This window comes from Faecalibacterium sp. BCRC 81149 (assembly GCF_022750605.1).
In the GTDB taxonomy this organism is placed as follows: domain Bacteria; phylum Bacillota; class Clostridia; order Oscillospirales; family Ruminococcaceae; genus Faecalibacterium; species Faecalibacterium duncaniae.
On record NZ_QXJA01000013.1, the window covers coordinates 58,908 to 73,772 of the forward strand.

Annotated in this window: 10 protein-coding genes; 1 reads left to right on the forward strand and 9 read right to left on the reverse strand. The window is 48.1% G+C overall.

The features are described from left to right. Positions 1-31: 31 nt before the first annotated feature. Positions 32-1,054, reverse strand: coding sequence for a hypothetical protein (locus D3F01_RS12895; RefSeq protein WP_242889104.1), 1,023 nt, complete (start codon positions 1,052-1,054; stop codon positions 32-34). A gap of 588 nt (positions 1,055-1,642) precedes the next feature. Here D3F01_RS12895 and D3F01_RS12900 point away from each other — a divergent pair. Beyond that, positions 1,643-1,825 (forward strand): hypothetical protein, encoded by a 183-nt coding sequence (locus D3F01_RS12900; RefSeq protein ID WP_242889105.1) that lies wholly within the window; start codon positions 1,643-1,645, stop codon positions 1,823-1,825. A 515-nt stretch (positions 1,826-2,340) separates the two neighbouring features. On the opposite strand, the gene D3F01_RS12905 is transcribed toward D3F01_RS12900, so the two are convergent. From D3F01_RS12905 to D3F01_RS12940, 8 genes are all read right to left on the reverse strand, one after another. Beyond that, on the reverse strand, positions 2,341-5,313 hold the full coding sequence (locus tag D3F01_RS12905) for a DEAD/DEAH box helicase family protein (protein ID WP_242889106.1): 2,973 nt from the start codon (positions 5,311-5,313) through the stop codon (positions 2,341-2,343). Positions 5,314-5,555: 242 nt separating this feature from the next. Further along, positions 5,556-7,115, reverse strand: a complete 1,560-nt coding sequence (locus tag D3F01_RS12910) for an SIR2 family protein (protein ID WP_242889107.1) — start codon at positions 7,113-7,115, stop codon at positions 5,556-5,558. A 163-nt stretch (positions 7,116-7,278) separates the two neighbouring features. Then, a complete protein-coding gene (locus tag D3F01_RS12915; RefSeq protein ID WP_242889108.1) occupies positions 7,279-8,676 on the reverse strand; it encodes a hypothetical protein in 1,398 nt (465 codons plus the stop codon). Positions 8,677-8,680: 4 nt separating this feature from the next. Beyond that, positions 8,681-9,961 carry a restriction endonuclease subunit S gene (locus D3F01_RS12920; RefSeq protein ID WP_242889109.1) on the reverse strand — a complete coding sequence of 427 codons (1,281 nt, stop codon included), beginning with the start codon at positions 9,959-9,961 and terminating at the stop codon, positions 8,681-8,683. A gap of 2 nt (positions 9,962-9,963) precedes the next feature. Continuing rightward, positions 9,964-11,721: a class I SAM-dependent DNA methyltransferase gene (locus D3F01_RS12925; protein WP_242889111.1), complete on the reverse strand. Its 1,758-nt coding sequence runs from the start codon at positions 11,719-11,721 to the stop codon at positions 9,964-9,966. Positions 11,722-12,190: 469 nt separating this feature from the next. Beyond that, positions 12,191-13,966, reverse strand: a complete 1,776-nt coding sequence (locus D3F01_RS12930) for a recombinase family protein (RefSeq protein ID WP_242889113.1) — start codon at positions 13,964-13,966, stop codon at positions 12,191-12,193. A gap of 65 nt (positions 13,967-14,031) precedes the next feature. After that, positions 14,032-14,268 (reverse strand): SHOCT domain-containing protein, encoded by a 237-nt coding sequence (locus D3F01_RS16040; RefSeq protein WP_097771748.1) that lies wholly within the window; start codon positions 14,266-14,268, stop codon positions 14,032-14,034. A gap of 264 nt (positions 14,269-14,532) precedes the next feature. Further along, the gene (locus D3F01_RS12940; RefSeq protein ID WP_117950103.1) at positions 14,533-14,778 is read right to left on the reverse strand and encodes a helix-turn-helix domain-containing protein; all 246 of its coding nucleotides are present in this window, start codon (positions 14,776-14,778) and stop codon (positions 14,533-14,535) included. Positions 14,779-14,865 lie beyond the last annotated feature (87 nt).

Sequence of the window (14,865 nt, forward strand, 5' to 3'; positions counted from 1 at the left end):
ATTCACCTCCGTTTTTACATCTGAATTCGTGCTAGACCATTTGAGAGTTCTGGTTTCCATCACTGTTCATGCGGTCTTTTACGTTCTGAAGATACCGGCTGGCACGGTCGATAAAAACCAGCAGTTTCTCATTGTTCTTTGGCTCGGTAAGAATATCGGGGTATTCACGAAAACACATTTCCCATCGCCGGACAAAATCTTCCTGCGCTCCCTGAATCTCGCACATCATGGCTTCGCCATCTGCCAAACGGCGAGGTGAATAGATGCTCTTGACGGCATCCTTGAGATTCTGTTTTTCTTCCTTGTTGAGTCCTTTCTTATGCCCCTGAATGTCTTGCTTGAAGGTCGTTATAAACGCATTGTCCTTCGAAGGCGAAGAATACGAATCCGTGATACTGGAATCCCGTTCGGCTTTAGGCTTACGCAGCTCCGCCACAACTTCGGGACGCTTTTCCTTTGGAACCTTTGCAATCGAGGAAATTTCACGGTCGGTTGCCCGGATCTTTCCACTCAGGATTTCTTTCTGCGCTCCGGGTACTGCTTCCTCCGCTGCTTCCACACCTTTTGCAAATTGCTCTGCACGGTAAACATAACTTTCGGATGTTCCATGTTCCGCAGCGATTTTCGACCGTGAACCGTGCTTTGTGCGGTCTGGTTCATTTTGAACCAGACCACTTTCAGATGCCAAAGTATACTGATTGCCGTGAAACGATTTGATTTGCTTTTCCGCTTCTGCCTGCTTTCCGATCAGGAACTTTTTCTGTTCTGGGGTCAGGTTTCGCCGCCCAAGCTGATTTTTACAGATCCATACAAGTGCTTCATAGCGGCTGGAAAATTCTTTTTCGATGACTTCAAATGGAATAAATGGATATTTCCGAAGAATTTGATAGCGTGTATGTCCATCCACAATATAGCCGTTCCACGTGATGATCGGATTCAGTACACGTTCCTCCTTGAGGATGTTCATTTCCAGTTGGTGGGTTTCCTCAAACGACGGAGGGTTGATTTGTTTCTGGAACTCCGGGTCAATTTTGAGTTGGCTCAGTTTTGTCATAGGCAAATCATCCTTTCTGAAATGAAATAGAATATCATTGTTCTTACGCCGTTCTCCCTGCATGGCTTTCCTGCCCCCTTCCGGCGGCGTTTTCCGGCTCTCCTTTTCAGGATCTTCGCCGGGTATCCCATGCAGACGGTCATTAGGTTCTCAAGGTTCGATGAGGGGCTTAAAACTAGATTAGCACGTTCATAGAAGATTTTTTAGGACATATTACGTCCGATTTTCACGAAAATCGAGTTGAATTTCTACTAAAAATCGGACATTCTTTGTCAGCACTTGCGAGAAAGCAATGAAGAATGTGCTTCTGTGGGCTTAGTGTATCACATCGTAAATTTTATTTTTAGGAACTGGTAGTTCCGGTTTTTAAAAAATACGAAGTGAATTTCAAGGCAAAAATCGGAACTATTGGTTCTGGTTTTGCGTATCAACGTAATTTCAAATTTTGGATGCCGTTCTCTCTGCATGGACTTCCTGCCCCCTCTCGGCGGCGTTTTCCGGCTCTCCTTCTGGTCATCGCCGGGTATCCCATGCAGACGGTCATGCGGTTTTCAAGGTTCGATGAGGAGCTGTAGAAAGCATATCACAATGAAGCAGAAATTTTTAGGAAGCATTCCTTCCGGTTTTCAGTGTATTTTAGGAGAAACCCAAGGAAAAACCGGAAGGAATGCTTCCGCTTCTTGGAAAATGTTCTGGATAGAGCATACCATAAAGTCACTCGATTTTTTAGGACCTATTAGTTCCGCTTTTTACTTTCAAAACCGGAAGTAATAGGTCCGGTTTGATGTAATATTGGATGAATCAACGCTGATTCTTCTGAAACAATTTTTTCTCCAAGAAAATTTGCTTATTCGGTATCAGCGGAAACGTGCAGCCGGCGCAATTTTGTGCTGAATATCGGGTTTGGGCGAAGCCCAACAATCGTTTTTGAAGTCAGATTTGAAAAATCTGATTCAAAACTTGTGAGTTGGCACCAACTCGCCCTGCTTGCTGCGGTTGCAAACTCGAAAATTTTTGTGCAGAAAAATAACCGCCCGCTTCAAGTTGAACTTGAAAACGGACGGTCCTGATTGCAAAATAATTTTCAAATTTGGAAGTCGCGTTGAGAGGCTTCATAGCGCTCGCAAGCAGGGCAGACGTATATACAACGTCTGCATCTGCAAGCAATGTGTCTGTCTATACAAACACCATTTGCGTTGCAAAACGCTTGTTGGGGAACACCCAAACCCCTGAACTGCATCCGGTGGATGCAGGCTGTTTTAAGCAAATAAAAAGGGAAAACTGTTTTACTTCTTGCGGAATTCCCCATACAACCACTCTGCCAATGCCGACATAATAGCCTTATACTTGCTGGTGTCCTCAAACAGGGAAGAGAAGGTGTCCTGCGCTTCAAGATAGCTGTCCTGTGCGGCAGTATCAAAAGCCTTGGGGAAGATGCTCTCGGTAAAGATCTGCGGGTCGGAGCTTCGCGCCAGCTTTGCCAGCTTCGGGTCAGCCAGCAGACGGTCGTGCAGGGCAGTAAGCAGCACCCGGTCGGCATTGGTGAACTCGCCCTTGAACTTCTCGTTGATCTTCAGAATGATTTCGTCCAGCGGCTCCTTGGGGTCGTGGCCGAGAGCACCCTTCTGGGTGACCGGCTCGTAGACGCCCTTTGCGTGTTCCAGCTCAATAGCACCGGCAAAGGTCTTTTGCAGCTTGTAATACTCCAGCTGCAATTTGCCCTCCAAGTCCAGCGGAGAGACCTCGTCCGGCGGCAGCAGCTTGAGCAGGTAAGCGCAGAATACGTTCTCCTTGTGCAGCTCTTCATCGAACATCCGTGCCACCTGTGAAACGTAGCCGTACCACTTGACAAGGCTGCGCAGCAGACGGCGGAACTGATATCGCTCGGCCTGCGTTTTCTGATTGTAGCGGTCCGCCACGGGCTTCAGGATGCTGCTCATGCGGCCCACGGCGTTTTTATCCTGCTTGGTGCTGCGGAAATACTCCTTGGCAAAGGCTTCCACGTCTGCATCGGAATAGACGGCAAAGCTCCGCAGCTCCTTCTGAGTCTTGTAAATAAGGTCGGTGTTGACCTCCTGCTCCAGAAAAGTCTCCTGATAAAAGGGCTGGAATGCCTCCCGGATGTCCTCTGCCTTGTTCACAAAATCCAGCACAAAGGTGTCGGTTTTGCCGGGGCAGGTGCGGTTCAGGCGGGAGAGGGTCTGCACCGCCTTGACGCCCTTCAGCTTTTTGTCCACGATCATGGTGTGAAGCAGCGGTTCGTCAAAACCGGTCTGGTATTTTTCTGCCACGATGAGCACATCGAAGTTGTTGTGGAACTCCTTTTTGGTCTGGCTCTCTGCAATGTGGCTGCCGTCGGCGCGGACGTTCAGGGACTGCTCCGTGTACTCCACACCGCCGTCCGGTACGGCACCGGAAAATGCCGCTAAGATCTGCACATCGTCATAGCCCTGCTCCGCAATGTAGCGTTTGACCTCGTGGAAGTACCGCACCGCTGCCAATCGGGAGGAGGTGACTACCATCATCTTGCCCCGCCCGCCGATTTTGTGGCTGGTGGTTTCCCGGAAGGTTTCTACAATGATCTTTGCCTTCTGGCTGATGTTGTAGGGGTGCAACTCTTCATACTTGCGGATGAGCTTTGCCGCCCGGCTGGCAGGCAGATCGGGATTGTCCGGGATGGTCTTGGCGATCTTGAAGCAGGTGGAATAGGTCATGTAGTTTTGCAGCACATCCAGAATGAACCCTTCTTCAATGGCCTGCCGCATACTGTAAATGTGGAAAGGGTGGTGGCTGCCGTCCGGGTATTCGGTGCCGAACAGTTCCAGCGTGGCGGCTTTTGGGGTGGCGGTAAAGGCAAAGAAGGACAGGTTCTTGTGCCGCCCGTGGGAGGTGAGCTCCTTCACCAGCGCATCCTCCGGGTCGATCTCGTCCTCCGCTTTGCCTTCCAGCTCGGCATATTCCCGCAGCGCATCCTCGGTGTCGGCAAGGGCTGCTTTCAGCTTTAAAGCGGAGGTGCCGGTCTGGGAGGAGTGCGCTTCGTCGATGATGACGGCATAGTTCTTCCCGGCGGTCTTGTTCACCTCAGTATAGATGACCGGGAACTTTTGCAGCGTGGTGATGATGATGCGTGCGCCGTTGTTGATGGCATCCCGCAGGTCGCCGGAGTTTTTGTCCTCGCCGATGGCCTCCACCGCACCCAGCGTATGGTCGAAGCCGGAGATGGTCTCCTGCAGCTGTGCGTCCAGCACGGTGCGGTCAGTCACCACGATGACACTGGCAAACACTGGCTTGTTCTCGGGGTTGAACAGGGAAGCCAGCCGGTACGCCGTCCATGCAATGGAGTTGGACTTGCCTGAACCGGCGCTGTGCTGGATGAGATAGTGATGCCCGGCACCCTTCTGCCGCACGTCTGCCACCAGCTTGCGCACCACGTCCAGCTGGTGATACCGGGGAAAAATCAGGGTCTTGCCGTCCTGCAGGCTCATGAACTTTTGCAGGATGTCCATCATGCTGTCCTTCTGGAACACTTCTTCCCAGAGGTAGGCGGTAGGGTAGCCGTCGGGGTTGGGTGGGTTGCCTGCGCCGCCGTCCCGCCCGGCACCGTTGGAGCCCTGATTGAAGGGCAGAAAGCGGGTGTCCTTGCCTGCCAGCCGGGTGGACATCCACACCTCGGTCAGGTCTACGCAAAAGTAGCCCAGAATGCGCTTGTTGAACTGGAAACACACCTCCCGGGGGTCCCGGTCGTGCATCCACTGTTGCTTGGCGTTCTCCACGGTCTGCCCGGTGAACTGGTTCTTCAGCTCAAAGGCGAACACCGGGATGCCGTTTACCGCCAGCACCATGTCCACCGAGTTGTGGGTAGTGTCGGAGTAGAACCACTGCCGGTTGCAGGTGATCTCGTTTTGGGCGTAGCGCTGGGCATCCTTCTGGTTCAGTGCGGACTCCGGCTGAAAATAGCACACCCGGAACCGCCGTCCCCGGTGCTTGAACCCATACCGCAGCACCGAAAGCAGTCCGTCCGCATCGCAGGCATTATTAAAGGCCGTGCAGAACTTCCGCACCGGGTTTACCGGGTTCTGCTTTTCAAAAAATGCCCACTCGTTGGGCTGGGTCTTTTGCACAAAGCGGATCAGGGTATCCACAAACAGCCCCAGCTTGGGGTCGTAGCAATCCCCATTGCGGGTGTAGCCCCCGGCAGGGGAGAGCAGCGCCGCCGCAATGTCCGATTCAAACTGCTTTTCGGTGGTAATGATAGACATTTTTTGAATCCTCTTTTCTCTGAAAACGGGCAATTTGGCAAAACGAGAGAACTTTTACAGTGACTTTGTTGTGCAAGTTGTAAAAACTGCCAGTTGACATCTGCTGGCAGTTTTGCTATTCTACAAATAGATAGCATTGGAAAGCAAGGACACTATTTATTAGATGTTCGACCTGGAAGGTGTTACAGAAAAGACTCGTTCGTTTTGGTTTCTCTTTATGAGACACTGATCCGCATGGGTCTTTATTTTTTACCCCATTTCAGGTAGTCGTACAGTCGAATCAATCGCTTCAGGTCACTCCGGGTACTGCCGGTAAAATGGTCAAGCGCATCAGAATCAGCGGTGAACATTTCAGAGAGGATGTTTCCCAGATAATCAACATCCATTTTTTCTTCTGGTAAGGCGCACATCAAACGGTAGGCCTTAGGCGCATTATCTCTCAATGCTTCCCAGAGCGACTGTATGGAAGAATAACAAGTGGTGTATTTGCGATAATTTCTGTTTGTTTTTGTTGTGAGTTCCTCGAAGCTGGTTTTGACTTCTGCACGTATCTCAGGAAAATCTTCCTGTGCTTGGCAGAGGTAACGATAAACAGGAAAATCGCCAGTGTTACCTCTGCGCAGTTCAGGATAAGCATATTTCAAAAGCTGATCTGCTGTATAATCGTCCAAATCCCCCATAACGATGCTGCGATACCATTCATTGTCGTGAATAATGCTCTGCAATCCACGCTCACCGGTATTGGAAACACCAATTGAGATGGCAAGTTGATTTTCGTCGATGTTTTTATCGTCAATCTGCCCGACTTTCAGAAGAGGGCCGGGTTTACTGGTAACGACAAATGTATACATTTCATCCTTGAACCGTCGGAGAAGCTTTACGGGAATGGCTGCCCTCTTTGCTGCTAAGGCATCGTAAAGAATGCTGAAATCGGAAAGCGTGAGTTTTGTCATGGAAAGCATTTGTTCCCCGAAGGTCAATGTATGGGAGGAAATGCTGTATCCGGAAATATCTGGCCTGTATTCGACGAAAACAAAACGTTCCTGCAAACGCTCGACTTTATCAGCCGGCAGACAAAACAGAATGTCCCTCAGAATATTTTGAATGTCCTGATCTGTGAGGGAATATCCAATATAAATGATGGGATACTCCATGAAAATTGTCATGAGCTTTGCTGCAAGGTATTTGCTCTTATCGTTGAAAACCTCGTAGTCCCGCTCATTGATAATAAGAGTTTCCGGCAGGGAAACGGAACCATGAATCTTATAGATTTCAGCGATACCTTGTATAGTGGAGAAAACAAGTTGGTCTTGCCCAACATAAGGAGTATAATCGTCAAAGAGCTTTTCAAAGAAAAGGTCATAGTTGGTCGTGATAATACCTGCAAGGTTTTTCTTGGAAATATTCTTTAATTTTTGAATTTCATCTTTGTATTCGGGGAGCGCAACAGACTTTTCCTTTAGATACCATGCAATTTCAGCTTTGAAGGGTGAACAACCGCGCTCCACGGCATTCAGAACGAAAGATTCGTTTGTACGCATAGTTGGAGTGTTATACCACTTGGTATCAAAATCCTGCTGAATTAAAGTGGCGATTTTAGGCATAACACCTTGTGTGGAACCCAACTGCTGAGCCTTACTTTCGTAGGCACGATAGGCAAAGCGGTCAGAGTTCACTCTGGATGCAAATTCGGTTAGCAGACCTTTCCAATCCGGAAGGCCATAATAACGGCGGGTAATGCCGGAACCGGCAAATAAAAAGGGAATGGTATTGAAGCGTGAAACAATGTCTTGTATTGTCATGTCGATTCTCCTTTTTGAAACCCAACGGTCTGATATCTTTATTCTATACCTTTCTTTGGAAGGCTGCAAGCACATTGTCAATAGAAGGAGAGTAGCGCCGCCGCAATGTCCGATTCAAACTGCTTTTCGGTGGTAATGAGGGGCATGATTAGACCTCCTTTTGTTATCGCCATAAAAAGTGTCTGGAACAAAGCTGCTCCAAATCTTTGTCATCAATTCCGATGCTATGAAGAATCATACAGTAAATCAAACCAATCAGATAAAGAGCAGTTATTACAAGACGTTCGTCCAAAACTTCTTGTGTGCCATGAGTGGTTTTGTTGCGGTATACAATTAAATTTTCCACGTCAGCTGTTGTTGGCTTGAAATCGAGTTTGTCAAATAATCTTGAAAGGATATCCTGATATTTGGAATAGAAAATGCAAATCTTATCAGCATCTGCGAGTGTCATATGTTTGAGTGTGCCGCAAATCATATCGTTTGTCTTTTTTGAAAATTTACCATTCTTTGATTGGAAGTTCTTGGCAGTTTTTTGTAATTCTTTTATAAGAGAGTTGAGACGTTGTTCTTCTTGAATGTATTCACTGCTTTTATCATCAGGTTTTGCAGCAGAAACATTTTTTCCTCTTATGCGTGCAATTTCACATTCCAGGCAAGTTACAACGCCTTTGACCATATCATTGGTCATTCGACCAAGGTCGGCATCATTCTCTGGAATGAAATTCATAAAGGAAAAAGGATTGTTTGTCTGTTCACAGTAAATTAACTCGATTAAAGATGAAAGAGTGACATCTAAATCGTTAAAGCAAATATTGTTGAATGGTTTTTTCTGAGTTACAACAGAAGGACTTTTTGAATAAACTAAAGCGGTATCCATCAAAACATCAGAAGGCGCTGTCTTTTCTTGTAGGGCGATTTCGTTAAAATCGACATTTTGCCGGAACGTCATAAAAGACAATAGTGTTTTGATTTTTTCAATATGAACTGGAACCTCTCCGAAGGAGATCGGCTCTGAAAATTGAAGCGTTAAATAACGTGTACGACCGATAAGTTCAACGTGGGTTGAGTTGTAGGTTTCATTAGATTGGTTGCCGGATTTGACTGTAATGTAAAGACCCTCATACTTGAAGGAAAAAGAGAGGGGTAACTGTGGAGGAATCACTTGAATGGCTCTGCCTACAAATTCGTATGGACTATCCGGTGAAAAGGACAGTGCGTCCAACGTTCCGCTTCTGAACTCAATGGCATCGATTTTATTCCAATTACAAGGACCGAGATTTCCTTTTTGAATAGTATAAATATTAGAATGAAAATTTGCAACAGTTCTGATGGCGGGTATTATGCGATTTCCACAATAAATCGCAATGTCGTTGCCATCATGCGTTGTTCCATGAAAATATTTATCTTCCTGTGCCAATTTTGCAAAATCTTCAGTGTTACTGGAAGTGGCCTTGAAGGGAACACTGTTCATAATACGAAAGTCAAAATTATCTTCGTAAAATGTTGCACTACCTTGCTCACAGTCAAGAATGCCAGACCGTGGAGAAATTTCATCCTTCATAAATTTACACCTCCCTCTTCCCGGTTACAACCTCATAAATCAAACTTTTCTTATAGCTTTCCAGCTCTTTTACCAGTTGCTCCTTCTTTGCGATCAGTCCGTCAATCTCGGCGCACTTGGCGTCAAGATAATCGACAATTTCTTTTTGTTCACTCAAAGGCGGAATTAGAACTTTCATTCGGGCAACAATATCCTGACTGATATTTGGGTCTTTGCGTGTTCCAACAGCGTATTTCATCCAATATGGCTTTAATGCGAGTAACTGGTTTAATAAAAATTTTGGAAGAATAACATTGGAATTGCAGATGATTGAGCAAACTGCTTGATTTGTTGCGCAAGGTGTCATCAGCAAACCACATTTTCCGATAGTCCCTGCACCACCATACATGGCAACACAAACCGTTCCTGTTGGCATAATGGAACAGGCAGACATGGATAAAGCGAGTTCGGTTATTTTTTCAGAGCTATCATAAACCAGCCCATCGTTCAAATCAAGAGTACGAACCCATCGGATAGTTGCATCATCAAAAAAAGATGTTTCTTTGCTTCTTAATGGAGTTGCGCCGCTGGAAGTTTGACCAATTCTTCCGATTTTGGTGACATCCCACTCCCTCGGAATCTTCCCGATCCACTCAACTCCGCTATCCTTCATTTCCCGCTCACCACGCACGCCTTTGGTAACAGCCTGCGTAATAACTGCCCGCTTGAGCTTTTTGTATTCCTCAATGCTGGAACGAGTTTTGGAAAGCATGGTGTCAATTTCAGTGCATTTTGCACTCAAATATTGAGAAGACCGAATCTGAACCTCTTTAGGAGGAAGGGCAAGTAACATATTTGAAAAATCCCAGTACTGGATATTCTTGCCCTCACGAATGCCGACAGTAAGGCTGTTTATTTTACTGATAAAACCATCTGATTTGAAAAGATACCGAAAAAAGTCATTGGAAAGGTCTTTGGTGGCATGAAATACCTGATATGCAGGGGAACATACACCCTCATAATTTGAAAACTCAAAGCCGCCTTGAAAACTACGCAGACTGATTACGAAATCTCCAATATGGATTGTTTTGAAAGCTCGTAAATCCGTGTTTTCTTTGACTTGAACAACGCCCTCTAACTGACTTTGTGGAATAACACCGTATTTTTGAGTAGGAGAGAGAAGAACAAGAGCAGAGTTTCCTTTTTCGTTCCGTTGAGCAAAAAGATACTTAGCCTTTACAACCTCCCACCCCTCCGGGATTTCCCCGATCCATTCAATACCGCTGTCTTTCATTTTCCGTGCCATGGTCAGCCCTCCTTATGGAACAGCTCTGCCAGCCCGGCGGAGATATCCTGTTCCAGTGCGGTGATGCGTGCTACAATATCCTCCACGGCTTCCGGCGGCTGATACTCATAGAAATAGCGGATCATGGGGATCTCGTAGCCCACCTTGGTCTTGCTGTGGTCGATCCAGGCGTCGGGGGCGTAGGGCAGAACTTCCCGGGCAAAGTAGGCGTCAATATCCTGCACCAGCGGTACGTTTTCAGTGTCCCGCAGGCTGGTGTCCGGCACAGGCTTGCCACGTTTCAGGATGATGTTGCCTGCCTCGTCCCGCTGGGGGCGCTCCACCACGATCTTGTTGTAGCCGAACTCCACGCTCTCGAACACCTTGCTCTCGCAGTAGATGCCGTTTTTGTCGCCGTACACCTTGCCGTTGGCAAACTCGCCGTAGGCGGTGACGATCAGCTCCCGGCAGGCATCGGGGATGTCGTTGCGCTTGGTGCCGATGCTCTTGCGGCGTGGCTCGAAGCAGTGGCTGGCGTCAATGAGCTGTACCTTGCCTGCACGGTGGGCGGGCTTATCCTTGCTGAGCACCCAGATGTAGGTGGAGATGCCGGTATTCATGAACATATCGGTGGAAAGCTGGATGATGCAGTCCAGCCAGTCGTTTTCCAGAATATACTGCCGGATGTTGCTGGGCCCGCTGCCGGCGTCGCCGCTGAACAGGGGAGATCCGTTCTGGATAATGGCCATCTTGCCCTTGTTTGCCAGCTTGGCAAGGCCGTTCAACACAAAAAGCTGCTGACCATCGCTGATCTTGGGCAGACCGGGCGCAAAACGCCCCATCTCGCCGCGGGCGGCCTCGGCTTCCACCGCCTTCTGCTCTCGCTTCCAGTCAATGCCGAAGGGAGGGTTGGAGATGATGTACTGGAAGGTGAAACCGGGGAACTGATCCTCCGACAGAGTATCACCGAACCGCATATTGTTGGGGTCACCGCCCCGGATCATCATGTCCGCCTTGGCGATGGCAAAGGTGGAGGGGTTGAACTCCTGCCCGAAGCAGGTTACCTCAATGTCGCTGTTCAGCTCGTGGATGCGCTCCTCCATGCAGCTCAGCATCTGGCTGGTGCCCATGGCCATATCGTAAACGGTCATGCTGCTGGTGTCAAGGTCGGCTTCGGACAGCAGCAGGTCGGTCATCAGATAGATGATATCCCGGCTGGTGAAGTGCGCTCCGGCCTCCTCGCCAAAGCTCTCGGAGAACCGCCGCACCAGGTCCTCAAAGATGTAGCCGCAGTCCACGGCGCTGATCTTGTCCGGGCCAAGATAGCCCTTCTCAGAGCCGAACTCCTTGATAACGAGGTAGAGGGTGTTGCTCTCTACCATCCGCTTGATGATGTTGTCAAAGTCGAACTTTGCCAGCACGTCCTGTGCGTTGGCGGAGAAGCCGGACAGGTAATCCCGGAAGTTGGACTCAATGTTGTCCGGGTCTGCCAGCAGGGTCTCGAAGGTGAAACGGCTGGTGTTATAGAACTGGTAGCCGGAGGCTTTCTGCAAAAAGCCGTCGATGACCTGCAGCTTTTTCACCTTTTCGTAGGTGTCCAGCACTGCCTGATGGGTGGGCAGAAGGCAGTCATGGAACCGCTTTACCACGGTCATGGGCAGAATGACCAGACCGTACTCGTGGGGCTTGAACGGCCCACGCAGCATATCGGCTACGTTCCAGATCATGGCGGCTTTTTCGGCAATGTTGGCACCTACGGCGGTGATCTTATCGTTTGGCATACGTTGCTCCTTGTTTTTTGTGATAGGTGGACATCCTGATTTTACAACAATGGGTGTCCTATAAATCGGATAGCAGGATGCTTTTCCTGAAAAATGATTCTTGCATCTATTGTACCACGATAAAAGTGGAAACACCATATTCCGGCAAAAGAAAATGCCCGCCTGAAAACCAGACGGACATACTGTAAATCATATCATCTGAAAATGCCGCAATGCCTCTACGATCGCATCCGCTTTCTCCTTCGGACACTGGGGCTGCTTCGTATTTTCGGACTTCGCCTTATGGTGGTTCTCTCGTACCTCCAGACCGCATTTCTGCTTGACCTGCGAGATATACAGGGAAGATACCTTCAGTCCAGTTTGTTCCAACACGCGGGCTTTGATTTCAGGATAAGTCGCACCCTTTTGCAATCCTGAAGTGTCCATGCCCTCCAAAGAGAACTCTACACGGACTTTTCTGGAGTCGATCTCACCCTTGGAAAGCGCAATTACACATTCGCAATGTGTCGTCGCTAGAATCGGAACACATGGATTCAGCCTCGTTAGAAGCATGGGAACACAAAACAGCAGGGGAGTGGTTCTCCTTGCTATTCTTGCGAAGCGGCTTGAAATTCTTGCCGTCCACACTGTTTTTGAACCCGGTCTTGTAAACAAAGACAATCATGTAGGGGTCTTTGTTCCCATTACTATCATAACCGCCCACGATTACTTTTTCAACTATACTTTCAAAAATATGTCGGTCAAAGGTGTCCAGAACCTCGTTCTGTTCAAGGGTCTGCCGGAACGTGGCAACACGCTTGCGCATTGTAGATTCGGTTTCGGCTGCATCTTGCAGGCTTTCACACTCTTTCTGCAACTGCTCAATCTGGCTGGACAGGTCCAAATACTTTCGGTCGTAGGTCTCCTTGTCGATGGTATCTTCAAGACGCATATCAACCAGCTTGTTTTTCTTGACTTCCAGAGCGTGAATATCTCTTTCGGCTTTCGCAAGACGCTTGCCCGCGTTGCTTTCAGAAAGAGTTTCTTCTGTCCGTTTCATAAACTCGTCCAGAACATCCTTGTTATTCTGGCACAAGAGGCGATAAGATTCTACAAAAGCCCGCTCAATCGTTCTTTCGTCAACGCCCTTGCTCTCCGGGCAGAACTTTTTTCCTTTTTTGGTGGAAACAACACATTGCCAGATAGCTTTATTATACTGTGAACTGCTATGCCAACTCCTCCTTGTCAGGGTGCCACCACAGAAACCACATTCTATCATGCAGCTAAAAGCGTATTTCCGGCTGAACTTTTCACGTTTGCCGTCCACGTTAAGGCTGCGGGGCTTTGCACGCCGCCGCAAAATTTCCTGTGCGGCTTCAAAGACTTCTTCCGAAATAATGGGCTCGTGGTGCTCACGAATATAAAATTGATCTTCCTCGCCGAAGTTGTACAGACGCCGTTTTGAAATAGGGTCAACGGTAAATGTCTTTCCTAACAAAATGTCGCCTTTGTATTTTTCGTTTTTAATAATGCCGATTACGGTACTGTCTGCCCATTTGGGACTGCCGCGTTTTGTTTTATAGCCTAAGTTTTCAAGTTCTTTGGCAATAACCGAACCACCGGCACCCTCCGTGTATCGCTGAAAAATGTAACGGACAACAGCCGCTTCTTCTTCGTTGATGGTGATGGTTTTGTCCGCTGGATTGTAGTCATAACCTAAACAGCCCTGAAACCCGACCAGCTCACCGCGCTGCATCTTCATCTTCAAGCCCTTTTTGACATTTGCAGAAATATTTTCGACTTCCTGCTGTGCAACAGAGCTTAAAATTACAAGGAGCAGTTCACCGTCCATAGTAAGGGTGTTGATGTTTTCTTCCTCAAAAAACACAGCCACGCCTTTATCTTTGAGCATCCGAACATATTTCAGAGTGTCAAGCGTATTTCGGGCAAAACGCGAAATGGATTTGGTAATCACCATATCCACGTCACCGTTCATACAGTCGTTGATTAAACGCTGGAAATCCTCGCGCTTTTTTACCTGCGTACCCGTGATAGCTTCATCAGCATAGATGCCGGCCAAAGACCATTCCGGCTTACTTTTTATAAGTTCGGTATAGTATTTGACCTGCGATTTGTAGCTGTTCAGCTGATCTTCGGTATCAGTGCTGACACGACAATAGGCAGCTACGCGTAGCCTTTTTTCAAAGTTCGTACGCGCTCGTGGCGAGAGCGTGTTGTGCGCTTTAATGACTTCAACATCTTTCATGCTTGACCTCCTTATTGAATGTGTTCCTTTCATTGCGTTAATCATAACGCCAATGCGACACAAAATCAAGAGGATAGTTCGGAAACCACACGATAATCTTTCATTAAGCGCTGTTTGATAAGGGAATACTCTCTATCGGTTATGAGCTTTCTTTCCAACAGCTGCTTCAAAAAAGCAAGCTGAATGCTATAACGTATCAAATTTTGTTCTTTCAAAAATATCCCCCTTTCACAAAATAAAAAATGAGCCAACGGATGGCTGCTGGCAGCAACCCACGGGAATCTCACCCCTGCATTCCTCATGCAGCCCTACTCATTGCCTGCGACGCTCTGAACGCTCGGACTTTGACGGTAAGGGAGTATCAGCCTGCCTGTATGTCATGGCCCGCAAGCAACCGCGCTTGCATTGCGGCGTGGTGATGATCGCTCCACTTTTCAAAGAAAAGCATCGTGGCGCACCCGCCGTCCGGCTCGATACAGACAGCAACGTGTCCGTTTGCCCTATGATGCACCGCCATTGTCCTGCCGGCATGTTTTTCAAGGTGCAGTCCCGAAACGTGGAAAGGGTCAGACCGTTTCGGCTTTGGTTACAATAGAAGAAATCAGTTTGATTTCCAGATGGCGTTTCATGTACTCGTCTATGCACACATGAGGCTGACCGTGCTTGTCATAGAGAATGCCTGTACAGAGCTTGTTGATATAACCTCTGTAATGTCGCAAAACCTGTTCAACTGCATCGGTGTCCCCAGCGCAGGCAGAGCGAATCACCGAGAGCGGTAAAAACTCTCTGCTCGTGTGTTCATAGGAGTTCATTTACGCCTAACCTCCCTCCGGCAAGTGCGCCTTTAGCTTTTTTTGCAGCTCGTTCAGCGTTTTTGTCCGGTGGCGCTGTACAGCACT